The 23,294-nt window shown below is 46.5% G+C and carries 18 protein-coding genes and 1 pseudogene; 8 read left to right on the forward strand and 11 right to left on the reverse strand.

Annotated features, from left to right (window positions below; translation table 11 throughout):
• Positions 1-26: 26 nt before the first annotated feature.
• The 7 genes from OU814_RS27225 to OU814_RS27255 form a co-directional block, all read right to left on the reverse strand.
• Positions 27-2,975 (reverse strand): two-partner secretion domain-containing protein, encoded by a 2,949-nt coding sequence (locus OU814_RS27225; protein ID WP_268242737.1) that lies wholly within the window; start codon positions 2,973-2,975, stop codon positions 27-29.
• Positions 2,976-3,285: 310 nt separating this feature from the next.
• Positions 3,286-3,987: a hypothetical protein gene (locus OU814_RS27230; protein WP_268242738.1), complete on the reverse strand. Its 702-nt coding sequence runs from the start codon at positions 3,985-3,987 to the stop codon at positions 3,286-3,288.
• Positions 3,980-6,388: a CHASE2 domain-containing protein gene (locus tag OU814_RS27235; protein WP_268242739.1), complete on the reverse strand. Its 2,409-nt coding sequence runs from the start codon at positions 6,386-6,388 to the stop codon at positions 3,980-3,982. The genes OU814_RS27230 and OU814_RS27235 overlap by 8 nt, the downstream gene beginning before the upstream one ends.
• A gap of 70 nt (positions 6,389-6,458) precedes the next feature.
• On the reverse strand, positions 6,459-7,709 hold the full coding sequence (locus OU814_RS27240; RefSeq protein WP_268242740.1) for a DUF1822 family protein: 1,251 nt from the start codon (positions 7,707-7,709) through the stop codon (positions 6,459-6,461).
• Entirely contained in the window at positions 7,706-9,091 is a 1,386-nt protein-coding gene (locus tag OU814_RS27245; RefSeq protein WP_268242741.1) for a hypothetical protein, read from the reverse strand. Before OU814_RS27245 ends, OU814_RS27240 begins: the two co-directional genes overlap by 4 nt.
• Before the next feature lie 130 nt (positions 9,092-9,221).
• Positions 9,222-9,443, reverse strand: coding sequence for a hypothetical protein (locus OU814_RS27250; RefSeq protein ID WP_268242742.1), 222 nt, complete (start codon positions 9,441-9,443; stop codon positions 9,222-9,224).
• Positions 9,428-10,603 carry a transposase gene (locus OU814_RS27255; RefSeq protein ID WP_268242743.1) on the reverse strand — a complete coding sequence of 392 codons (1,176 nt, stop codon included), beginning with the start codon at positions 10,601-10,603 and terminating at the stop codon, positions 9,428-9,430. The genes OU814_RS27250 and OU814_RS27255 overlap by 16 nt, the downstream gene beginning before the upstream one ends.
• Positions 10,604-10,680: 77 nt before the next feature.
• On the opposite strand from OU814_RS27255, the pseudogene OU814_RS27260 reads away from it, so the two are divergent.
• A pseudogene (locus OU814_RS27260) lies at positions 10,681-11,574 on the forward strand (transposase); the annotation flags it as partial.
• Positions 11,575-11,712: 138 nt separating this feature from the next.
• Here the strand turns inward: OU814_RS27260 and OU814_RS27265 are convergent.
• The 4 genes from OU814_RS27265 to OU814_RS27280 form a co-directional block, all read right to left on the reverse strand.
• The gene (locus OU814_RS27265; protein WP_268242744.1) at positions 11,713-12,645 is read right to left on the reverse strand and encodes a filamentous hemagglutinin N-terminal domain-containing protein; all 933 of its coding nucleotides are present in this window, start codon (positions 12,643-12,645) and stop codon (positions 11,713-11,715) included.
• Between the two features lie 458 nt (positions 12,646-13,103).
• Positions 13,104-14,324 (reverse strand): S8 family peptidase, encoded by a 1,221-nt coding sequence (locus OU814_RS27270; protein ID WP_268242745.1) that lies wholly within the window; start codon positions 14,322-14,324, stop codon positions 13,104-13,106.
• A 330-nt stretch (positions 14,325-14,654) separates the two neighbouring features.
• Positions 14,655-15,464 (reverse strand): MinD/ParA family ATP-binding protein, encoded by an 810-nt coding sequence (locus OU814_RS27275; RefSeq protein WP_268242746.1) that lies wholly within the window; start codon positions 15,462-15,464, stop codon positions 14,655-14,657.
• A gap of 11 nt (positions 15,465-15,475) precedes the next feature.
• The gene (locus OU814_RS27280; RefSeq protein ID WP_268242747.1) at positions 15,476-16,558 is read right to left on the reverse strand and encodes a Tll0287-like domain-containing protein; all 1,083 of its coding nucleotides are present in this window, start codon (positions 16,556-16,558) and stop codon (positions 15,476-15,478) included.
• 254 nt (positions 16,559-16,812) lie between these two features.
• On the opposite strand from OU814_RS27280, the gene OU814_RS27285 reads away from it, so the two are divergent.
• The 7 genes from OU814_RS27285 (at position 16,813) to OU814_RS27315 (ending at position 23,293) form a co-directional block, all read left to right on the forward strand.
• Positions 16,813-17,067, forward strand: a complete 255-nt coding sequence (locus OU814_RS27285) for a CTB family bacteriocin (protein WP_268242748.1) — start codon at positions 16,813-16,815, stop codon at positions 17,065-17,067.
• 96 nt (positions 17,068-17,163) lie between these two features.
• Positions 17,164-17,412, forward strand: coding sequence for a CTB family bacteriocin (locus tag OU814_RS27290; protein ID WP_268242749.1), 249 nt, complete (start codon positions 17,164-17,166; stop codon positions 17,410-17,412).
• Between the two features lie 324 nt (positions 17,413-17,736).
• On the forward strand, positions 17,737-17,988 hold the full coding sequence (locus OU814_RS27295) for a CTB family bacteriocin (protein ID WP_268242750.1): 252 nt from the start codon (positions 17,737-17,739) through the stop codon (positions 17,986-17,988).
• Positions 17,989-18,131: 143 nt separating this feature from the next.
• On the forward strand, positions 18,132-18,428 hold the full coding sequence (locus tag OU814_RS27300; protein ID WP_268242751.1) for a bacteriocin: 297 nt from the start codon (positions 18,132-18,134) through the stop codon (positions 18,426-18,428).
• Between the two features lie 35 nt (positions 18,429-18,463).
• On the forward strand, positions 18,464-19,555 hold the full coding sequence (locus OU814_RS27305) for a cyclic nucleotide-binding domain-containing protein (protein WP_268242752.1): 1,092 nt from the start codon (positions 18,464-18,466) through the stop codon (positions 19,553-19,555).
• A gap of 47 nt (positions 19,556-19,602) precedes the next feature.
• Positions 19,603-21,054 (forward strand): NHLP bacteriocin system secretion protein, encoded by a 1,452-nt coding sequence (locus OU814_RS27310; RefSeq protein ID WP_268242753.1) that lies wholly within the window; start codon positions 19,603-19,605, stop codon positions 21,052-21,054.
• A gap of 4 nt (positions 21,055-21,058) precedes the next feature.
• Positions 21,059-23,293, forward strand: a complete 2,235-nt coding sequence (locus OU814_RS27315) for an NHLP family bacteriocin export ABC transporter peptidase/permease/ATPase subunit (protein ID WP_268242754.1) — start codon at positions 21,059-21,061, stop codon at positions 23,291-23,293.
• Position 23,294 lies beyond the last annotated feature (1 nt).

Below are 23,294 nucleotides of genomic sequence, written 5' to 3' on the forward strand. Positions count from 1 at the left end.
CGCCAAAATTCAACTAATAGTTTCGACTAATTTTGACGTGGTGTAGGACAACTGGCAGCCGTAGATTCTAGTTCCGTCATAGCGACCAACTTGATCTGACCATTATGGCGAACCCATCCTTGGGCTTCCACAATCGGGGTTGCGATCAGTTCAATTGGGAATACACCGATTGAACTGGATACAAATGCCTCAATCTCAGCAGGCGGTTGAATAGAGGCCCCAGTCAGTGGATCAAAAGGACTCGGAGGATTGCTACCACGACCACTAACTACAAAGCGTCCCATCTGTTTTCCTGCGATTCTACGCGGACAGATTTGAGCAATTTGATTACTGGCATCTAAAATCTCGGTCGGGAGTTCGATAATCCCTTGCGTGGGTTGCACTTCAGGTTGAACGATCGTAATTTGTCCTTGTACTCCAAGCTCAGAACTTGCTGTAATATCACTGTCTGATGTCGGCTGAGATCGCGCTGCAATACCAAAAATTCCATCCGCCTGAATCCGAACATTGCCACCTCGACCCAAGAAAGCATTGGCACTAATATCACTGTTTTCCTTAGCAGGAGCCACGATCACTCCCGTGTTAATCGTGATATTTCCCCCATCTCCTCCGGCACCCGCTCTTCCTGCCGTTGTCGAGATTAGGCTATTGTTTCTCAAGACCAGCGCATCTTGGAGTTGCAAGGTAATATTCCCTCCAGTCCCGATCGCGGTTTCTGCTAACAACGCAGCCCGATTCAGCAAGGCTGTTCCTGCTTCAATATCAATATTGGCACTTTGCCCACCGCCTAAATTATTCACTGCAATACTCATCTCTTGAACTCGGAAATTTCCTAGCGTTGTAATGCGAATGCTACCTGAATTTCCGGTTGCTGCTGGGCTCGCGCCAAGAAAGATCCCGCCCCGAATTTGTTGCTCGGCACTGCTTCCAATCAACTGAATATCATCCCTTGCCTGAATCTCAATATCTCCTGAGTTTCCTGCCCCCAAAGTACCCGAAGCAATAATCGCTTCATTCAATAGAGAGAGCGACCCTGTCGTAATTTCAATACTCCCTCCCTGTCCCGTTCCATTTGTTAAAACCGTACTCGAAATTCCTGTTGCAGTCCGGGGAGTCCCTGCATCCACAACCAATTGATCGCGCGCGCGGATGGAGATGTCACCGCCATCTCCTTGCCCATCTACGGAAGACAGAATTTGTGCATCACGGTCGAGAAAGATCGATCGTGCTGAAATTTTCACATCTCCCGCTCGTCCCCGAACAATCAACCCTGGAATCACATTAGATGCCGTGGAAGATGAAATCGTACTTTCCTCAACAGAAAGGACATCTTGCACTTCGAGGGTGATGTTGCCTGCGTCTCCTTGTCCGCTCACGGCCGATGAGAGAGTTGAATTATTGGCGATTTGAAGTGTCCCAGCACTCACACGCATATCGCCTCCCTGTCCTGTCCCAACCAAAAACACTCCTCCAAGATCCAGAGTGAGCACATCGCTGGAAAGATTGGCATTATCTAGTAGGATGAGATCGCGGGCATTAATTGTAATCTCGCCTGCATTGCCCTGCCCGATAGTGCTGGTCAAAATCCCCCCAGAAAACTGAGCAATCTCAGAGGGTTGCGTCAAGAGTACAGAATCAGCAGTGATAGTAATATCCCCCGCATTGCCCTGTCCTGCAGTCGTACTTGTAATCAAGCCCGCATTGGTCAGTGTAAGCAATGGAGTCCGAATCTGAATCGTGCCGCCTTGTCCTATACCTGTAAAGTCAACTGAACTATTGATATCCGATAGATTGGTGATCGAGATACGATCGCGAGCTTCAATCGAAATATTTCCTGCATTGCCTTGTCCACGGGTCACGGTCGAAATAGTAGCACCATCAGCAATGGTCAGAGTTCTTGTAGCGATTTGTACAGATCCAGCATTGCCGATCGCACCCGGTTGTAACGTTGTGAAAATTCCTCCACGAATCAAGCCCTGAAATGGATCTAGAGAACTACCTTGGAACAGAATCTGATTAGCATTCAAGACAACATTTCCGGAGTTCCCAGTTCCTTCGGTTCCTGCAATAAGCCGACTTCCATTTCGCGATTCCATTGCGTTTGCATTCACAATAATGTCGCCGCTACCATTTCCCTGTACCTGAATGACAGCATTATTGAGCAACGAAATATTCGATCGAGCAACCGTATTAGGATACGTTAATCCTTGAAGGTTACCAGTTAGTCCGATCTCTCCCACACCTGCCAATCCACCGAGTTCAATGCGTCCACCCAGAGCACTTAAGCCGCCATTTTGGTTACCACCATCAATCTGAACATCCCCACCAATTAGAAACAAGCCTTGCCCCTCGTCAACCCGCAGCCCAAATAGGGCTTGTCCCGATGGACTTAGACCAGCCGAATTGATCGATTCACTGGTAATCTTGCCTGGATTAATTTGCGTAAACAATAACGCTGAAGGATTGACAGTCAATAGGGGTGGTGCTTGCGGATTTGTGGCACTAAAGTCGCCTTGGGTGCCAAATCGAATCGCATTTGCAGTCGTTCCCACAAACGATCCCCGCAGATCAAGTCGGGCATTCTGTCCAAAAAGAATGCCATTGGGATTGAGCAAAAACAAATTTGCAGTTCCATCAATGCCTAGCGTTCCATTAATATTTGAGATAGTATTTCCAGTCACACGGGTGAAAATATTTTGAATCCCAGTAGGATTGGCAAAGTAAACGCTTTGTTGATTTCTAATATTGAACTCACTAAAACTATGAAACAGATTCGATTCCCGAATTGCGCCACCTTCGATCGCTGCTCCCCCCAACGCACGCGGAACAACCCTTGAACTTTCTCCTGCTAACGTCCCGTCCGGAATAATTTGAGCCTGTACTGTGGCACTCGTAAACACTAAGGTCGTTGACAGCAAAGCCTGCTGATAGGCTATCCACTTCAATCGGAAGTTGAGCCGTTCATTGCCCGTCATAGCTACCCCTTAATAATCAAGACCACACATGGAGACGAAGCTCGTTTTTAATTTTTTCATCTCTTGGGGCAATTTAATGAATTGCTTGTGTAAATTTACGGTTAAGCGCTCTTAAGTTCTAGTGATCACTAACTCATGCAGTGCAGTCTTACAACTTGTTTGTGGATACGATCGCCCCCAGCAACCGTATCCACAAACAAGTTGTGAGTAAAAGAATTTCTAAATCCCTTTGCACTTCAAAGTCGATAACCTAAAGCTGGCGTTAAGCTAGAGACTGCTTTAAACGTGGTATCCAATCTTTATAAAATGGTTATCTTGCTTGTTTCATTGATGTTGTCTTTGCTGTACACAAACTTGATGCTAATTGTTGTCGTTTTTGAGCGAATTCTGAGGATGGATTTTTTACCGTATATAAGATAGTCATTGCATCCGACCAAAGGTTTTGCTCTAACAAATATGCTACCTGCTGATTCACGGTTGATTCAGGCGATACTTTACTTTTTTGTGCTGCTTGTTCAATTTTTTTGAGTTTTGCATTGACTTGATCTCGCTCTGGTGCTGCCATAATTTCCACCGTTGTCCAATAACCGAGATCCGTCGAACTTGGCTTTTCTCCTAACACTTGCCACTCGTAGAGTTTACCTGGTTCTAATGGGTTCACATCACCATATGCAATCTGTTGAGCTTGTGGATCAAGATCTATTGTCCAGACGATCTTTTGAGTGGTGTAGTCCCGAACATTAAGCTTTGTCGCTTTTCCTTGCCAACTAAACAAGGGTCGATCGCTCACAATTCTTAAGTCTTTCTCAAGCAATCCAGGGGTCATGAGGCAAACTCCACTGCGGGTTCCGAGTGGACGCGGTGGGCGACGTTGCCATAAAGAAACCCACTGAGAAAGTTCTGCCGAAGCAGGTGCAATCAGCGAGAGTTCTACTAACGGAGCAATGACGATACCAGCAAAAACACTAGAGATCAGAGCAGAGCGTAACAGCGTTGGGTTGAGATTAAACATAGTTTCTTCTTCTGATTGCAGATAAACTGTAAGCCAAAAACACAGAGGATGGTAATAACCAAGGCAGCAAGACCATCGCTGAGATGTAAAGCTGAAGTCCGAGCAGTGCATAAACTGCGGTCAAACCGACGAGAGCCGAAGACACTTGCAAGCGTCTAGCCTGATTCCATCGCAGCGATCGACGGTGCAGCAAGATCGAGATCGCTTTCCCAAAAATCACGGCTACTCCCACTAGCCAAAGATCAGGAATCGGAGTGATCATGTGGCGCCTCAACCAGTGATGGGTCATGTACGCCAAGGATTCTCCACCTGTGAGCCAACGCTGTCCTGTCCAGTAGCTGATAGCAGCCGGAGGAGGAAAGCGATCGGGTGCATCTCCCATACCTAACCGTTCGTCACTGCCAGCGGCAACAAGGACGACTTGTTTCGAGAGCATTGGGAACTGATATTTACCAGAAGTGTCAAGCAACTGCCAAGCTGGAATCAATTGATAAGCGGCATTCGGTGGAAGTGAAAAATCGATAATCGGTTGGACATTAAAAGGAGGTTTCCAGTGCAATAAATAGGGCACTTTCCCGTCTTTTAAGGTGAGCGATTGCAGCGTGTCGAGCAGTTGAGTTCTCAGATTTGGGAGTCGATCGAGCTGGGGTGTAGGAAGTCCAGCAGCTTCTTCTCGTCCAGCTTGTACCAATGACAAGAGATAGGAAATCGGGCAGGTTTCTCGACAATCTTGATCTGGCAATTGCACAAAGAGTGGATCAGCTTGGATATTTCCTTGCATTGTCCAGTTGGATTGGGTGATGCCAGTTTTATCATTGACGCCAATCTCTTGTCCATCTTTTTGAATCGAGGCAAAGGTCACCCAAGTATTACTAGCAACAGCCCGACGAACCGAATCTCCCAAAATTTGATCGCCTCTAGGTACATTAGCTTGGGGAGAATCAAGTAAAACATCGAATCCGATTACATCGGCGTTTTTCTGTTGCAATCGATCGAGGATCAACGCCAGATACGTTCGATCGAGGGGCTTAAATTGTGAGATACCTGCTCTTTGAAACGAATCCGTATCCATTTGCACTAAGGCAACGGGTGGCGCTTCCTCTGTGGGAACCTGAGCAGTGACATTGCGGTAAACGGCTTGGGCATAGAGCCGACCATCGCGCAGGAGATCTTGAACTGGAAACAATAAACTGAGAATAACCCCTGAAGTCAGCGCGATCGCTTCAATCCGAGTTGGGAGTAACCGCCGAATTTTTTGATACCAATGAATCGGATGAATCCGAAACAGTTCCGCTCCAGGATGGCAAAAGAGCGATGGCACTAAGGACGCAGAAGGATAGGTGTGGCTCTTCTCCATCCGCAAAAATTGACGGGCTGACAAAATGGATTCATACACATCAAGATTTTTGCCTAAACCCTGAAGGAAATGCACCAGAAATTCTTGAGCAACACGATTGTGAATCGGTTCGCGCATGACGACGACTTGACCGAACCCTAGATCGATCAATGCATCGGCAATACTTAAGCCACTACAGGAGTTAAAGATCGCAACCTGTAATCCACGACGCTTTGCAGCCATTAATTGGGGTTTAATTTCGTTAATTGAAATCGACACACCCGGCGCGATCGCGAGTTCGCCACCCGTCATTTCGGTTTCGTTACTGTGTCCGGCAAAGAACAGGACATCCCAACCTTGCTCATCGGAGATCGCAGTGGTGATTTCCTGAGTTACTTGGGTGGGGCTTTGGTCTGGTTGCCATCCTATGAATTTGATTTCGGCAATTTTAGACAGCGATCTCACCGCTTCTCGATCGGTTTTGAAATCGAGTCCGGTGTCATCCCCCAAAATTGCCAGAATTCTGACTCGTCCTGATCTAAGAGATTCTTGATCCGTTGGCGCACTGATGTTGAGTGGAGATCGAATCATCTGAATTGCGCCGGTTGTGGCAAACTCAGTGCCCAATTCCCACGCTTCCCAAGGATAGCGATCTAACTCGATCGGCGCACAGGTCAAAAACACTCGAATCGCTTCAGGACGATCAGGATTGGCTTTTGCTGCTCGTTGACTTGCAGAAGCGATCGTGGCTCGAATTTCGTAGAGTTCTGCACTTCTGAGCCAGCGATGAAACTCATACATTAACTTAGTTTCAGCTTTGACTAACTCCGCGTGCCAATCCACGACGATCGTCGCCACGCCACCACCGACCGTTCTACCGCGCAACTGATCGGACTGATAAAAGTTGAGATATGCCTGTCGCCAATCCTGATAAAGCTGAGCAAGGAGCGGAGGATAGTTGACCTGAACAGTAAGGTTTTGTCCCTGTCCCCAAGACAACTCAAACAAGCAAATCTGCTCGACTTTTTGAACTTTGAGATGGAAGGTGTGGGAATGTAGTTTCATAGCGTTTTGTGAATGCTAGGAATCTTATTTCTGACTGGCTCAAGCTTATGCAGAAGGGCTAGGGATTGACCTAATCGATCGCAAACCCAAAGGGCGGAATTTCAAACACGTCGATCTCATTTGCGGTGATGGTGACCCAAAATCGTTCGTCCCAATTGCCTACCACTTGAGCATAAAGCACACCTCGATTGGTATCTTCCAAGGTTTGATCAAACAAAGTCTGCGTTTCGTCGCGAATTTCTAGCGTCAGACTGCTCGGCATTTCGGTTCCAGGTTCAGCCCCTAACGCCACTAATAACATCCACTCCGGTTGATTCGCATCCTCTGACAGCACCCAGGTGATGACATACAACCGAACGCTCCCTTGATCAGAACTCAGAGATCGATACGCTCCCCTCGCTGAGGGTGGAATCTGAACCCCTTGGAGTTCTAGACTCGATCGAATACTGTCAAATTCTTCTTGCAGCGATCGAACGGGTGAAAACACAGGCATCAACATCCAACCTAATTCCTGTGCCACAGTATCCATCTGATTGCGTAACCACAATCCTGCATTAATTAACGGTTGCGAAGTCTCTGCATACAACGAATTCAGCAATATCGGATCACTCAATAGTGTTAAGCCTTCATCAACACTGAGCAGATCCCAAGCAGGTTGAGTTTGAAGTTGAGATCGCAATCCTGCTAACTTCTCTCGTAATGTGACACTCGAACGAGTCACATCCAGAGCAGGTAATCGAATCGCGGTCGGCTCTAAACACCGAAGATTTAATAACAATGCATTTGCATCGGAATTAAAAGTCTCCAATGGTAACGAGTATGTCCAATCCGGTTCTCTGGTGAGCAACATTTGGCGATATTGTTCGTAAGTTAGAAAGCCTGAGATTGCAACTTTTTCTTCTTCTTCAATCACTTGCATCAACACATAAAAATGTGCAGCAAAATCAGGCAAATCAAATGCTGCAACGGGAATATTCACTCGATCGTCAATCAGACTGCCAACGCTAATCAAACAAATCTTAAACGCGCCGACTCGCACGTTACAAGCAGCAGAAACCAGATTTGCAGTGGGTTCCCAGATTGAGGATTGATCAACTTGAACCGATAATTCTGGTGCGCGATCGTGAATCCACTGCTCGAACCCCAATACACCCAAAGCGGTTAAATAAACTTGCCAGCGTTGATCTGCCACTCGAATCGATCGACTGACTTGCGCGGCTTGTTGGATCTGTTCTGGTAAAAGTTCGAGTTGAGCCGGACTGAGTGCATCCCAATCGATCCAGTTATTTTCATTGGGGAGAGACAGCGGTTGGTCAATCATGAGTTAGACTTCCTGGAAGCGAGATAGAGACAAAGACGACGGGCAAGTAAACTTTTGAGCGGTTGATTCCGGACGGGAGACTTCGTTTCCGCTTGCGCTTCTTCAATCACGCCTGTCAGTTGTTCATTTAAGATCAAGTCAACTTTTTCTTCCAGACGCTGTAAGCGATCGATATCCGCATAAAATTTAGCTTTATCAATCACCCGATCGCGTAAATTCGCCAGCGATCGCTGACGAATATCGGCTCTTAAATCGTTGAGTTTTAATAATCGAGTCACTTCATATTGTTTTTTCAATCCAACTTGAGGCGCGATCTCTCCCATCGATTGCCCTTGACAATGGAAAAGATGCAACGCTGCGAGAAAAGACTGATCAGCAGGATTACGCTTTCGTCGCAAGTTCTTGATTATATTGGGGATCACTTCAGCGATCGCATGATCCAAAGATTCCATAAATTGACTTTGATAGAACTGAAGAAACTCGTTCTGCTCCTCATCCTCTTGAGGAGGTTGGGCACGATCGACAAGGGGGCGGATTTCGGGTTGATCAAAGGGCACCGAATCGACCGTCCCACCTTTCGCAACAATTCGATAGCGTCGTAATCTTGCCGCGATCGCATTCAACTGGCTCAGAACCGTTTCTGAACTGATTGGGTGTTGCATTCGATCGTGCAAATCATTTGAAATCCGTTTGAGTTGTTCTAGTGTTGGCGGCTGACAGGCTTGGAGTTTTCCAGACAGGCGTTGTTGCAATCGCTCTTCTCGATAGATTGCATGGAAGCTTTTCAATAATTCACTGGCAAATTGAATATCTGTATCCGTTAGATGGTAAATCTCAGCAAATATCCGTTGCAATTGTTTTGGCGTAGTGTCATTGAGGATCGCCCAATCACTGATCAAATAAACCCCGTGTTCGAGCAAGAATCGCCGCAATTCGGGATGCTGCTTGACCTGAAGATTCACCCAAGTTCCGAGGGAAGCCTTGGCGGGATCAAAGGAGTTTAGAGCCGTTTGAGAGAGCGATCGATATTGGGAATTTTGCCGCGATCGCCCGTCGTCATCCAAGACAAACAGCAACAAATCAAGAGCAGTGAATCCATTACGGCTGCCAAATTTCAAGCCTAAATCACGACAGGCTTGATCAATTTGATAGGAAATGAAACACCGTAGGCACAACTCAGCGGCATTTGGCTCTGAAGGCTCTGCTATTTTCATGCGGTGAAATAGTTCCCGCTGCACGATCGCATCCGTGACCTCAACAGCTTCTACCCAGTCGGGAAACTGCTGAGTGAAATAGGTTTTGGCACTGGTCATAACCTCCATTCGTCGCCTGCCTGTTGAGTCTAACTTTACGAGTTGCCAGTATTTCGATGCGGAACCCACGATGTTTTTTCCTACTTAAGCCATTGGTTTCATTTTTTCACCTCCTGAAGTGAAAGTCATCCTGGCTTAAGAATTTCTATAAAGCCGTAGTTCTCGCGATCGTTCACTTATGCAAGCGAATGGAAAAATCTTAACGACACGGAATGGTTTGGGTAGGCAAACTCGAAATTGGTGTATGGGCAACGAGAACGGTTTTGCCGTTGGCATCTTTGATCCAGCCCTGTGCTTCTAAGATCAATTCGGAAGCTGGCGAATTGGGGATCGCTGAGTTTGAAGCACGATCGCGGGAATTTGTAGGGGTATCGATCGATGCCAATTGGCTCGAATTGGTATTACTCAGATCTTGCACCATTCCTGATAAGCCAGATTCGGCAGTGATTTGAGAACAATTTCAAAGTGATAGTGTGCTGCAATATGCACTGTTTTTCGTAGGTGTCGGAGGAGTTGAAACCACAGCACAGAAGCAAATAAAATCGACATTGCTAAATCACTTGCGGTCTTCCAATCGAGTTGAGGGAGCGCCGTACTTTGGTGAACCCAATGCACCAAGAGGTAGGCAATCAGAACCAGAACCAACCAACGATAAACTCCGAGTTTGGTCGATTGCCCGAAGCGATGTAGCCCAAAGCGATGCTTGATGGTCTTGAAGAAAGCTTCAATCGCCCAGCGTTTGCGCCCCAAGCGTACCAGGTAGACTCCAGAGTAAGGATAGGTAGACACGACAAAGCGAAGTTCACGTTTGCCACTGGCTTGTTTGAGCCAAAACCAAGAGACGGTGAGTGCAAAGGGAATGCCCTCCAGTTTAATTTGTGTTCCCCGCTTGCCCCGACGATAAAGCTGTTTGAGGTTGCTGCCATCTTGCAATTTTCGAGTGCAGCGCACACCAACCACCGCTCTCCACCCTCGATTGTTGACCGCTCGGAGAAACTCAATCGTGCCGAACTCCGTGTCAGCCAGCACAATCACGGGTGCGTCCAGAACCAACTGCTTTGGCACTGTTGCCAGTAATCTGCACGCCAATTGAGCCGGACTGGTCTTTCCCTTGCCTCGCCAAACGCGAAAGCTCCACGGGATGCGCCATTGACCAAGGTTGAGATACAACACCACCAGATGCAGTCCCCGCTTGCCGTTAAGCATCCGTACCCAAGGGTCAGGAGCATCTGGGTTCTCGGTCGGAGTACTCAGATGCAAAAACTTGCCGCATTTCTCTAATGTCGTTAGGTCAATCAGAACTCGCAGTGGGGCATCTTGGCGCGGACGATACTGTGACAATTGGGCAAAAATGGCTTGTCGCGTCACTCGAATCACACTGCGAGTAGACCAAGCGTAATGGTTCAAGAACCGACTCAGCGAACTTGCAGATTTGACTTGAGTGGACTGAGGCAGGGGATGTCCGAGTGCTTCGAGAAACAATCCAAACAAGGCATTGAGGCTGGCTTTTTGATAGGCACTAGGCATCAAGCAAAGGAGACTATACACTAACGATTGGGCGTGTCCAACGATGGTTTCCATAACCGTCTGATTATTTTTTCTACGCCCTTTCTTTCAGATTTTCATGCGTTTGGCAAGTTTTGTTGAGAATGCTGCAAGATCTCAGTTATCCAACCGACCTGAGCTTGTTGAATGAGGCACGCGAAGCAACAGAAGCCATCATTGACCTACTGTATGAGCAAGTCAGATCTGCTGTGGCGCACAAACCTCGCACCTATCGTAAGGAAGCCCGTCGAGAGTATCTGAGCATCACCAAGCAACGCAAAGTCCGAGGCAAGATGATGCGAAAAGCGATTCGCAAGCAACTGGGCTATGTAAAGCGCAACCTGGCTCACATTGATGCCTTGGTCGAAGCTGGAGCAACCTTATCGGCACTGAACAAGTCCTTGTATCGCAAGCTCTTGGTGATTGCTGAACTGTATCGACAGCAGCAGTCGATGTATGACCAACAGCAACATCGAATCGAACACCGGATTGTCAGTCTGTCGCAACCCCACATCCGTCCAATTGTTCGAGGCAAGGCAGGAACGCCTGTTGAATTTGGAGCGAAGTTCTCTGCAAGTTGTGTCGATGGCAATGTCTTTCTAGATCGTCTGAGTTGGGAGAGCTTCAACGAATCGGAAGATCTTCCCACTCAAGTCGAACAGTTCAAGCAACGCTTTGGACACTACCCCGAATCCGTTCATGCCGACCAAATCTATCGCACTCGTGCCAATCGTGCTTTTTGCCGTGAACGCGGGATTCGATTGAGCGGCAAACCACTCGGTAGACCGAAGGTGAAAGATGCAGCAGACATTCGCAAGCAAGTCCTGGCAGATGCAGTCCTTCGCAATCAGATTGAGGGTAAGTTTGGGCAAGGCAAGCGACGCTTTAGCCTCGGTCGAGTGATGGCAAAACTCGCACCCACGGCTGAGTGTACGATTGCTATCACGTTCTTGGTGATGAACTTGGAGCGACTGCTCCAGCATCTTCTTTTTGTCCTGTTTGCTGTGCTGTCGGTCTGGATGTGGTTGCTAGAACAAACCCAGCAAAAGCTGCAAATTCACCGATGGAGATTCGCAATTGCGGCTTGAGCAAAAAATCTGTCTACCTGCTCCTCACTTTTTCAGTTCTGACTTTTTCAGCAAGCCCTAATTATTGAAACTCACATCCCCGCTGGATAGAATCACCGGATCAAACGGGCTAAAGAGATCACCCAAGGATTGATCTAACTGCTCAATCCGGAAGTTGCCGCCACTCCAAAACCGAGCATCACCCCCAACTGCACTTGACGATCGTAAGATCATATCCTTCCCGGAAAAGAAGCCACTGCGAGGATGACTCAAGGCAAAAATATCTACACCACGATCTCCTCGAATGACCATGTTTCCACCCGCCGTTGCCAAGAAAGGAGCCGTAACACTATCCCGAACCTTGAGCGTCTCTTGGGCTTGCAATGTTACATTTCGCCCTGCTTGTAGCTGTCCTTGGAGATCTAACTGACGACCGACCAAAGTGAGATCTTGACCCACTGCCAACTGACCTGCATTCGAGATCGTTCCAGATAGATTTGTGAGCTGCTGTAAGCCAATGGGTGTTGTAATCGTCAACAAAGGAGGAGCTTGAGGGTCGATCGCGCTATATTCACTGCCATCGGGAAAGATAAAGCGACCTCCTGCACTTGCAACAAACGATCCCTTAATATCAAGTTGAGCATCCTTCCCAAAAATAATCCCATTCGGATTGAGTAAAAACAAATTTGCTTTTCCTTGTACTCCCAATCGTCTAAGGATTCGGGAAACTTCACTTCCCGTGACACGACTGAAAATTGTCTCTACTCCTACTGGATTAGCAAAATAAACTTGTTTCCCCTCTCCCACATTGAAATCTCGAAAACTATGAAAAAGATGCCCTCCCCTTTGAGCACCCCCATCAATCTGTACTGTTCCATCCTTTCCAATCTGGGTAAGACGCGAAGACTCTCTATCTAAGCTAGTATCAGGAGTAATCTGTGCCAAGACATAACTTGGGAAGAGTAATAAACAAACTCCAAGCAAGTTTCCCAAAACGTTTATTCTAAACATCCACTCTGCCTCAAAAAATTTTGAATGAACCTTAAAACATGGCATTACACTATCCAAAGTTAGACAAGCACTAGAAAATTCTGTACCCACTCAGAGTTCTCTTACTGACTGATACTGATGTTCAAAACACCCTATTTTTTGCTATTGAAAGCACATAGTTTTCGATTTTTTCATCTTTTCACGGAAAAGTCATCCCCAGTTGTCAAAATCTCTAAATTTTTAGGATTTTTGCGTCTCAACCGACCTGAGTTTGAGCCATAGCCAGACACTCGATCTCTCCCAACACGACAGAAGACAATCCTAAACGAGCTATTAATTTCAACATTGAAACAGCTACCTAGAATACAAATTGTGCAACAGTTCAGACAACTTTACCTAGATGTACCTTGCTTCGGATTGAGCGTTGAAGATCGATCGACTGGCAAAATCATACCATCAGAGACTATCACGACAAACCACTATCCGATCGCCGTTTGCGTGATGATTTGGCGCACCTGGGCAGGCGTCAAATTCGGATTCGCGTTTAACATCAATGCAACCACTCCTGCCACATGAGGAGCCGCCATTGAGGTTCCGCCATAGGTCTTGTAATCGTTCCCTGGCACCGTCGAGTAAACATCCAATCCTGGTGCAACGACATATCGCATGGTTGGATCACTACCCGCAAAATTCGATGCCCAAGTGGAGGTTTTTGCCATATAACCATATTCATCGATCGCGCCCACCGCAATGCCCCAATCCCTCGCATATTGGGCTGGATAGCCCGGTTGAGACAAACCATCATTTCCCGCAGACATGACCACGATCGAGCCTCGCTCCGTGGCATACTGAATCGCTCGTGCAAGCTCAGGAGCCGGGGAATTTTTACCCAAACTGAGATTGATCACATCAGCACCATTGTTTGCCGCATAGTAGATTCCTTCTGCAATCGAGGCATCCGTTCCACCATCTTTACCCAACACTCGAATTGGCATAATCTTTGCATCAAAGGCAACACCAATTACTCCAGAGCCATTTCTCTCTGCCGCGATCGTGCCAGCAACATGAGTGCCATGTCCTTCCATATCCATTGGATTATTGTCGTAGCTGACAAAATCCCAACCAATCACATCATCAACATAGCCATTACGATCGTCATCAATCCCATTGCCAAAAACTTCTTTTGTGTTCACCCAAATGTTGTCATCGAGATCATCGTGGGTAAAGTCCACACCACTATCAATCACCGCAACCACAACATCTTTTCCGGTATAGCCTACTTGCCAAACTTCGGGCGCACTGACAGCATCTATTCCCCACAAGTTCAGATTCGCATATTGATTTGGCACATCAGCAAAGCGAGAACGTCCTATCGATCGAGCAACTGCCGCCGCTGCGTCCACAAGACCATAGCCATAGACTTCACTAAAGGAAGAAGAGGCAGTAAAAGTAGGTTGAGCTGAGAGTAATTCTGAATCGAGTTGATAGGGTTCTGTTATGTTGGGATCAAAACTTGTAGCCTGGACGAGGTAAGGCAAATCAGCTTGAAACTCAAGGATTAGATCAGAATTGATACTACCAGAAAGACCATCATTATCGGTAAAACCTTCTCCGGTATTGTAATTCACAGTTTGGAAGTAAGTCTCAAAATCATTGCTATTTAGATTGAATTTGAACTCACGCGAAAAAGAATCACACACTCCATAGCTATCTTTGTCAGCTCCTTGGCTCCTGAGATTTAATGCATCTACTATGGCTCGTTCATCTGCAGCTAGGGAGCTAGATGCCTCATGAGCACAATACGATGGCATTAAAGTGGAAGGACAGTCAAAAAGTGATGTCGGTGTAATTGTATGACCAAATGTTCTATCAAGGACATCAAGAGGCGTATTTTGGCTATTGAACATAGTATGACTGTTAAATATTTGAAATGATCACTATTTCATAGCTCTCACGGTCATCTGACTCATGCAACCTGAATGAATTCCAATTCCTAACTCGATTCACAGATTCATATTCAAAGATATGATCTATCGTGACTGATAAGCTAGACGACTTCCAGAGCTCTGATTAGCCTGCACTTGAGCCGCGATCGCATGAATTTCCTTTGACCAGGCGTGATCGGGATGGCGCAAACAGAAAATATCGCTACTCGCTAACTGAAACATCTCCTCACAAACAGGTAGAATGCCAGCAACGGGAGCTTGATAGCTGGTTTGGATTTGCTGCCGTAGTGCCTCAAAGTTCAAACTCGGTAAAGCTTTGTTCACCACGAGGAGCATCTTTGGCACCTCTAATTTTCGGGCAACATCGATCGTGACCGCAGTGCCTTGATAGTCCTGTTTATCTGGGCGCAAAATCACCACCAACACATCAGAAATAATTACAGAAAGCAACGTCTCTTCATTAATACCAGGATGCGTATCAATAAACAGGTAGTCCAACTGCAATTTCTGGATTAAGGCTCGAAAACCATCATTGAGCGATCGCGCATCATATCCTTCGCGAAGAATACGAGAGATTTCTCCAGTTTTAATACTCGATGGAATCAGATAGAGTTTGCCACGATTACCAAACCAACTTCGTCCAGTCGATAAAACAGCACTCACATCATAAACTGCGGCATCGATCGAACACCGTCCCCATAGATAATCATTCAGCGTATATTTCACTTGCGTTTCGTCTAGCTTAAACGGAACGTGAATGCCTGGAGATTGAATATCGGTGTCCACAATGCCCACACGATAGCCCGATTTTGCAATCCAAGTCGCCAAATTTGCGGTCACGTTAGATTTACCTGTACCCCCTCGAAAGGAGTGAATGGAAACGATTTTTGCCATGATTGCTGTCCTCACTGATTTTTAGGATCTGTCCACTGATCGCGAATTTGTTTTGCAGAGCGTTGCAACTTTTGAAAATAATCCGTTGCTTCAATTTCCGAAACTTGTTGGATTCGTTGATTGTGATCAATTTCTACTCGCAGTCGGTGCAATTGTGCTGCAAGTTTTTGCTCTCGATCGAGGACTTCTCGAACCATACGTTGGAAGATACGCCCCAGTTGACCGAGTTCATCCGCACGTTTGGCAATTTTATTCAATCCTTTGCGCTCCAACGCTTCTACTTCCGTCGTATCGATTTTTTCTAAACAGAGCTGCTCGGCAAGTTGTGCCATTGGTTTTAGCGGTTGAATCACTCGTCGCTTTAATAGATAGTTAACGAGCAGTAGAACTAATGCAAAAATCACACTAAAAATGCAGACAAACATAAACAGGGCTTGACGAGCATGGCTTAACACCTCATTGGCTGGGAGATAAACAATCCGAGTCCCCACAATTTCGTTCAGTTGCCAACCATAGCCGTTTTGAGCACCATAGCGATCGACATGGCTTTTTGGGGCTTTTTCTGGTGTGGAATGGCATACCAAACAGCTTTCTTGAGTAATCGCTAACGGTTGCGAACTATAGAATAGCTGACCTTCAGTCGTGTTGCGAAACCCAGAAAGGGTCTTGAGCATACGATCGTTCTGAAAGCGTTCGATCAATTTTGCTTCAAACAAGTCGGATTTATCTGCCAGATTTGTTGGATTCAGTGCAGCACTTTTATAAATGTAGTCTTTGTATTGCCCATTCTGTTGGAGGTGCTCAAAAACTTGTCGAGAAGCCACACTGGGAATACTCTGAGGAACTAAGGCAGTTTGAGCATCTAATTGAGTTCGTAAGAGTGGGGTGACTTGATCGTTGGTGTAACTGCTAACCGAACCCATCAGATGCATGACGAGCTGGGCGCGATCGCTAATTTCGGTTTTGGCTTGGTGCTCTAATGCTTGTGAGAGCGCAAAGCCACCCAAACCAATTCCAATGATGAAAATTAGCGATAGTAACACCGTAAATTGAGAGGCAAGCTTTAAGCGACAGAATAGATCTCTCAGATTCATTACAGCAGTCCTCGACTCTGAAAACCCTTTATCTCTGAGCAAGTGAAGCTTATGCACAGACTCAACCAAAAGTTGGAGACAATTCGGTTGAATCATATTCAAACGTTCTGTCGATGTGCAACCCAATTGCCAAACCCTATAGTGTGTACATGTTCAACAGAACACGAAACGCAGCAGAGACAACTCAAAACACAAAAACGAGTTCATGCTGCTAAAACTTACAACACCCTAATTTCATCTTAAGGAGAATCACAATGACATCCGAAATCAAAACCAACATCAACGCTGTAGAACTCTCTGACAACGAACTGGATACAGTTGCAGGTGGACTGGCTATCGCGATCGGTGATGTTCAAGGGTATGCCCAAAGTGCAGCGAATGATTTCTTCCAAAAAAATCTGACAGTAGCACAACAGACCTTCGCAGGTCCTGGCGGTAGTGGTACCGCTTCTGTGACCAATTTACAAGCAATCGGTAGCTCCGCGGGTCAAAGTATCGTCATCAGCTAGTGCATTGAGGGAGGCGAATTAGCCAATCTATTCTCCTCCCAACTCTATCAATTCTTAATCGCTCACTGACATCTATTCATTTAGGAGAATACAATCATGTCTGAACTCAAATCGAATCTTGTTACCGAATTGTCTGAAACTGAGTTAGATCAAGTTGCGGGTGGTCTTGCTGTCTCGATCGGTGATGTTCAAGGCTATGCCCAAAGCGCCGCGAACGATTTCTTCCAGAAGAATATGACCGTTGCCCAGCAAACCTTTGCAGGTCCTAACGGTAGCGGAACCGCATCGGTCTTCAATCTGCAAGAAATTGGTAGCTCTGCGGGTCAAAGCATTGTCATCAGCTAGATTGAGGAATGGATAATGAGCGTTGAAGCGATCTCTAAATCAGGTGCAGTGGAACTCTCAGAGCAGGAGAGTCAGTTTCAGACGGAGCAACTCACACCAGTTTGCTAACCAATCTGAATCAATATGTTTCTGACGCACTGACAGAGTTTCTTAAAACTTGCCCAATTTCTTCTAGCATGCCTGGATCTCAACCAAGTCATTCTGTCATCACAGATGTCGATCCGCCCATGATTAATGATGACAATGGCATTATGATTGCCTAACCCATTGCCAAAATCATTAACCAACTCATTGCAAACCCTTAATTTATAGGAGAACATAACCATGTCTGAACTCAAGTCTAACTTCGTTGCTGTTGAACTGTCGGAAACTGAACTCGATGTTGTTGCAGGTGGATTATCTGTCACGATCGGTGATGCCAACGGATTCGCACAATCCTCAGCCAATGATTTCATTCAAAAGAATATGACCGTTGCCCAACAAACCTTTGCAGGTCCTCAAGGCAGTGGCACCGCATCAGTCTTTAACTTCCAAATCAATGGAAGCTCGGCAGGTCAAAGCCTTGCCATTAGCTAAGTAAACTCCTTAGTGAGTTCAAGATCTCCGATTTCCTGAAGAAGTCGGAGATCTTTTTCTTGAGCTTTATGCGTGGCTTTGCATAAGCATCTCGCTCGTAGAACTAGCTTTCCTTAACCATTCAACTTTGCAGGGAATAAGCCATGTCCAATTGTCAGAAAAGTTCGCAAGACGATCGCACAGAATTTTCAACCATACTTGAACTCTCTGAGCAAGAACTCGATCAAATTTCAGGTGGAATTAGTTTCTTCTTATCTGGTTCAATTTTTGATCAACAAATCAGTTTCACGCGACGAGGGCGGCGCAAACGCGGAAACTCACAGGGAAACTCCAATACATTCTCCTCTGCCTTCCAATTTGGGGGAAGTGGCTTCAGTTCTATCGAAGATGTACTGAACATCCTTAAAAACTTATCTAGCTTCTTTGGTAGAAGAAACTAATACTCTCTATACCCCAATCGATCGGGAGTTGATCTATGACAGAAATTCTTCTCAAGGAGCTAAGCAATCAAGATATTGATTGGCTATTAGCTGCGGGACAGCAATCTAATCTCGAACCAGGAACAGTTCTAATTCAGCAAGGGCAGCCACTCCCTACTTTTCACATTCTATTAGAGGGTAAATTAACAGTCTCACTCGCACACAGCGAACAGAACCCGTTGGGACGAGCTTTTGCTGCTTTGGAAGGAGGCAAGATGATAGGGCGAGAAATCGCACAAATATCTAGCGGTGAAATTGTGGGAGAAATTCCATTTTTAGAGACTTACATCCCCTCTACAACGACTAGCACCCTGACGCGATCGCGCATTTTATCGATTCCTCGATCGCGCCTCCTACAAAAACTTGAACAAGATCCAAGTTTTGCTGCCCATCTCTATCGAGCGAGTGCAGTTTTACTTGCTCATCGACTTGAGCAAATGATTCATCAACTGGGACGCAGTACCGTCGTATTGAGCCAACCCCAACTGCGAGAAGCATTAATTGTCTTTGCAGAACTTCAGGACAGCGATATTGACTGGCTCATTGCCGCAGGACGAGTCCACCAAGTCGCGGCTGGAACGATTCTAATTCGTCGCAATCGCCCGATCGAGGCGTTACACATTTTGCTCGATGGTGCGATCGCGCTAACCACTTCTGAAGAAGACGGCAACCCATTAGCTACGGTGTTTTCTAATTTGGAGAACAATCCTGAGATCGAACGAGAGTTCGCACGCTTATCTCGTGGGGACATGATCGGCGAAACCCCATTGATCGAAGCTCAAGCATTGACTGTTAATGTACGAGCAGTACGGGAATCGCAAATTCTATCCATTCCGCAATGGCGCTTATCCGCAAAGTTATTACATGACATTGGATTTGCTGCCAGGTTTTACCGAGTTCTAGCAATGTTACTGGCTGACAAACAACAAGCGATCGTCTCTCGTCTCGGTTATGGCAGACTCACCTACAGCCAAGGACAATCCCTAGATTCCACCTATGCTAATGAACTCAGCAACCACTTCCTGACACAGATGGCACTGGCAGGAGCGCGATTTGAATGGATGTTAAAGCGAGTTCGGATTCATTGAAACAGACTCATTGAAACAGACTAATCTCAATAATCAGGTAAACGCCAATGACAACGGAACAGAAAACGCAACAAAACACACTGTTTCGCCAAGAAGCATTGAAGCGAGCGGCTTCTCCCGAACGGCTCGATCAAGTCATTCAAGTCGTCAATCCACAACGCTGGCTATCCCTCGTCGCTCTTGGCTCTCTGGTGATTGCGGGCGCAACTTGGAGCATTGTGGGGCGAATTCCCATGACCGTTACAGGTCGGGGAGTATTGGTCTATCCCAGTAAAGTGACAACCGTTCAAGCTCAAAGTTCTGGTCGCATTCTCACCGTAACTGTAGAGGTTGGGGATGTTGTCAAGAAAGGGCAAGTTCTCGCCACGATCGATCAGTCGGAACTACAAAGCCAATTGCAACTCGCACGAGAAAAACTGGTTCAACTGAGAGCGCAAGATCAAACTGCTAACTCAGCCCAAACTCAGCGGAATTCGGTGGAACAACTGGCGATCGCAGAGCAGCGACAAACGATTCAACAAAGCCTCCAAACGGTACAATCTCTCACTCCCATTTTGCGAGAAAAAGGCTTAGAGGCAATTCAACGCGAACGGCAAAAGTTTCAGGAACGCGTCGCAACCTTACGGGATTTGCTGCCCGTGTATCATCAACGATGGCAGGAACGTCAAGCACTGCTAACCAAAGGCGCGATCACTAAAGACGTATCTCTTCAGGCACAACAGGACTATCTCAATGCAAAAGCTCAGATTCACGAGGTAGAATCCCAACTCAAGCAGCTTGATGTAAAAGAAGCAGATGCTCAACGAGAATATCTCCGTAATGTAAACCAGGAAGATGAGTTAAACACGCAATTGAAAGCCCTAGACAGCCGCATTGCAACACAAGCAGAGCAGGATCTGTCAACCAATATCAATCGCCAAAAAGAAATTCAGGAAACACAACGATTAATTGCTCAGTTAGAACTTCAGCTTCGGCAAAATAGCCAAATTGTCAGTGACTATTCGGGAAGAGTGTTAGAAATAACTGCAAAGCCAGGACAACGGCTAGAACCGGGAGTCGGCATAGGCACGATCGCAGCACAAGAATCCTCGGCACAACTGGTTAATATTGCATTTCTTCCGGTCAGTGAAGGGAAGAAAATAAAAGCAGGAATGCCGGTACAAATTACACCAACAACCGTCAAGCGAGAAGAATTTGGTGGCATCGAAGGCAAGGTGAAAACAATTTCTGCTTATCCCATGACTCAACAAGGGGCAGCCAGTTTGATTGGCAATCCTGATATTTTGCCGGGTGTGATGTCAGAGGGACCTCAGATTGCAGTGTTTACGGAACCTCAGACAGATGAATCAACACCCAGTGGCTATCGCTGGTCATCTTCAAAAGGAGCCGAGCAAAAAATTACACCAGGAACGACTAGCACAGTACGAATCACGGTAGAAGAACGAGCACCCATTACCTTTGTCTTGCCCATTCTCAAATCTTGGACTGGGATGAATTAAGATCATGCAGCGATTTCTACACTATTTTTCTCATCGCTTTTCTTCTCAGAAAACCGAGAATCCCTCACCCACTCCGATTTCACCCCAACGCCTTCGCCGTACCCCAACCCTCCTCCAAATGGAGGCAGTCGAATGTGGAGCCGCTTCACTGGGAATGATTTTGGGCTATCACGGGAAAATTGTTCCACTGCCCGAACTTCGGCAAGCCTGTGGCATTTCACGCGATGGGAGTAAAGCCTCCAATATTCTTAATGCTGCTCGTAGCTATGGATTGCAGGCAAAGGGCTTTAAGGTCGATCTCGACGGCTTGCAGCAGTTACAGTGTCCCTACATTGTTTTTTGGAACTTCAATCACTTTCTCGTGGTTGAGGGGTTTCGTCAGCAGCGAGTTTACCTCAATGATCCTGCGACTGGATCTCGATCGGTGTCGATCGCTGAGTTTAGTGAGGCATTTACAGGCGTTGTTCTCGTCTTTGAACCGAGTCCAAACTTTCAAAAAGGAGGACACAAACCGAGTATTGCGTTAGCACTATGGGACAGGCTACGCCATTCAATTGGTTCGCTCATTTATGCGGTGTTAGTGGGTTTCTTATTAGTATTGCCCGGACTAGCAATGCCCACGTTTTCACAAGTTTTCATTGATCAAGTTTTGATTCAAGGACGGGATGATTGGTTGCGTCCACTGATATTTGGCATGTTGTTCACAGCAATTCTGACTGGATTACTCACACGATTACAACTGCAATTACTAAGGCGAATGCAAATCAAATTAGCGATGTCGATGTCCAGCCGTTTTCTCTGGCATATCTTGCATTTGCCTGTGAGCTTTTACGATCAACGATTTGCGGGAGAAATTAGTAGTCGCATTCAACTCAACGATCGCTTAGCTAGTCTTCTATCGGGGCAACTCGCAACGACCGTAATTTCTGCGGGCATGGTTGTGTTTTATGCGATCGTAATGCTGCAATATGATTTAATTCTCACTCTCATTGGTATTGTCTTTGTCGTTGTCAACCTTTTGATGTTGCAATGGGTCGGGCGACAACGGGCAGATAACAATGTGCGTTTAATGCAGGAACAGGGAAAAGTCAGCGGAGTAGCGATCGCAGGGTTGCAAAGCATGGAAACCCTGAAAGCTTCAGGCTTGGAATCGGACTTTTTCGCCCGTTGGGCAGGGCATTATGCGAAAGCAATCAATGTCCGCCAGGAAATGAGCAGTCTCAACCAACGCCTAGGAACCCTGCCTGCATTCCTCTCCGGAGTAACCTCAATGCTGCTATTAGCAGTGGGCGGGTTACGGGTAATGGATGGTGCTCTCAGCATTGGGATGCTCGTTGCGTTTCAATCGTTGATGCAACAGTTTATGCAACCTGTGAATCAACTGATTAGTTTAGGTGGCGATCTACAGGAATTAGAAGGGAACTTGAATCGACTGGATGATGTTTTAAGAAATCCCACCGATCCAATCACAACAAAGCAAAGCTTATCCCCTTCGCAACCCAAATTACAAGGCTATCTTGAACTTCGCAACATCACGTTTGGATATAACCGAACGGCTCCTCCTCTAATCGAAAACTTTAATCTTTCGCTCAAACCTGGTCAACGAGTGGCATTAGTCGGCGGCAGTGGTTCGGGCAAATCAACGATCGCGAAACTGGTTGCAGGGCTATATCAACCTTGGTCGGGTGAAATCTTCTTTGATGAACAAGTAAATTTGCCGCGATCGGTGTTGGCAAATTCGATCGCAATGGTCGAGCAGGATATTTTATTGTTTGAAGGGACTGTTCGCGATAACCTCACACTTTGGGATACCACGATTCCCGATCGCAACTTAATTCAAGCCTGCCGGGATGCGGCAATTCACGATGTGATTCTATCGCTGCCGGGTGGGTACAATGCCGATTTGCTCGAAGGGGCAACGAACCTCAGTGGTGGACAGAGACAGCGCTTAGAAATTGCCCGCGCTTTAGTCAACAATCCCTCGATCGTGATCATGGATGAAGCGACGAGCGCACTCGATACGGAAACAGAAAAAATTATTGACTATAACTTACGGCTACGCGGCTGTACCTGTTTAATTGTGGCGCATCGGCTCAGCACCATTCGCGACTGTGACGAAATTATTGTGTTTGAGCGGGGCAAAGTGGTTCAGCGTGGCACCCATGAAGAATTACGGCAAGTGGAAGGAACCTATTTGCAGTTGATCAAAAGCGAAGGCGAATCGCTAGAGGAAGCATAAG

Source organism: Leptolyngbya sp. GGD (assembly GCF_026735145.1).
In the GTDB taxonomy this organism is placed as follows: Bacteria; Cyanobacteriota; Cyanobacteriia; order Leptolyngbyales; family Leptolyngbyaceae; genus Leptolyngbya; species Leptolyngbya boryana.

Bases quoted from the DNA above. Each gene is read 5' to 3' on its own strand.
- OU814_RS27315 (WP_268242754.1), top strand. From the start codon at position 21,059: ATGCAGCGATTTCTACACTATTTTTCTCATCGCTTTTCTTCTCAGAAA.
- OU814_RS27240 (WP_268242740.1), bottom strand. From the start codon at position 7,709: ATGATTGACCAACCGCTGTCTCTCCCCAATGAAAATAACTGGATCGAT.
- OU814_RS27225 (WP_268242737.1), bottom strand. From the start codon at position 2,975: ATGACGGGCAATGAACGGCTCAACTTCCGATTGAAGTGGATAGCCTAT.
- OU814_RS27295 (WP_268242750.1), top strand. From the start codon at position 17,737: ATGTCTGAACTCAAGTCTAACTTCGTTGCTGTTGAACTGTCGGAAACT.
- OU814_RS27265 (WP_268242744.1), bottom strand. From the start codon at position 12,645: ATGTTTAGAATAAACGTTTTGGGAAACTTGCTTGGAGTTTGTTTATTA.
- OU814_RS27250 (WP_268242742.1), bottom strand. From the start codon at position 9,443: ATGGTGCAAGATCTGAGTAATACCAATTCGAGCCAATTGGCATCGATC.
- OU814_RS27280 (WP_268242747.1), bottom strand. From the start codon at position 16,558: ATGAATCTGAGAGATCTATTCTGTCGCTTAAAGCTTGCCTCTCAATTT.
- OU814_RS27275 (WP_268242746.1), bottom strand. From the start codon at position 15,464: ATGGCAAAAATCGTTTCCATTCACTCCTTTCGAGGGGGTACAGGTAAA.
- OU814_RS27285 (WP_268242748.1), top strand. From the start codon at position 16,813: ATGACATCCGAAATCAAAACCAACATCAACGCTGTAGAACTCTCTGAC.
- OU814_RS27230 (WP_268242738.1), bottom strand. From the start codon at position 3,987: ATGTTTAATCTCAACCCAACGCTGTTACGCTCTGCTCTGATCTCTAGT.
- OU814_RS27290 (WP_268242749.1), top strand. From the start codon at position 17,164: ATGTCTGAACTCAAATCGAATCTTGTTACCGAATTGTCTGAAACTGAG.
- OU814_RS27300 (WP_268242751.1), top strand. From the start codon at position 18,132: ATGTCCAATTGTCAGAAAAGTTCGCAAGACGATCGCACAGAATTTTCA.
- OU814_RS27310 (WP_268242753.1), top strand. From the start codon at position 19,603: ATGACAACGGAACAGAAAACGCAACAAAACACACTGTTTCGCCAAGAA.
- OU814_RS27305 (WP_268242752.1), top strand. From the start codon at position 18,464: ATGACAGAAATTCTTCTCAAGGAGCTAAGCAATCAAGATATTGATTGG.
- OU814_RS27255 (WP_268242743.1), bottom strand. From the start codon at position 10,603: ATGGAAACCATCGTTGGACACGCCCAATCGTTAGTGTATAGTCTCCTT.
- OU814_RS27235 (WP_268242739.1), bottom strand. From the start codon at position 6,388: ATGAAACTACATTCCCACACCTTCCATCTCAAAGTTCAAAAAGTCGAG.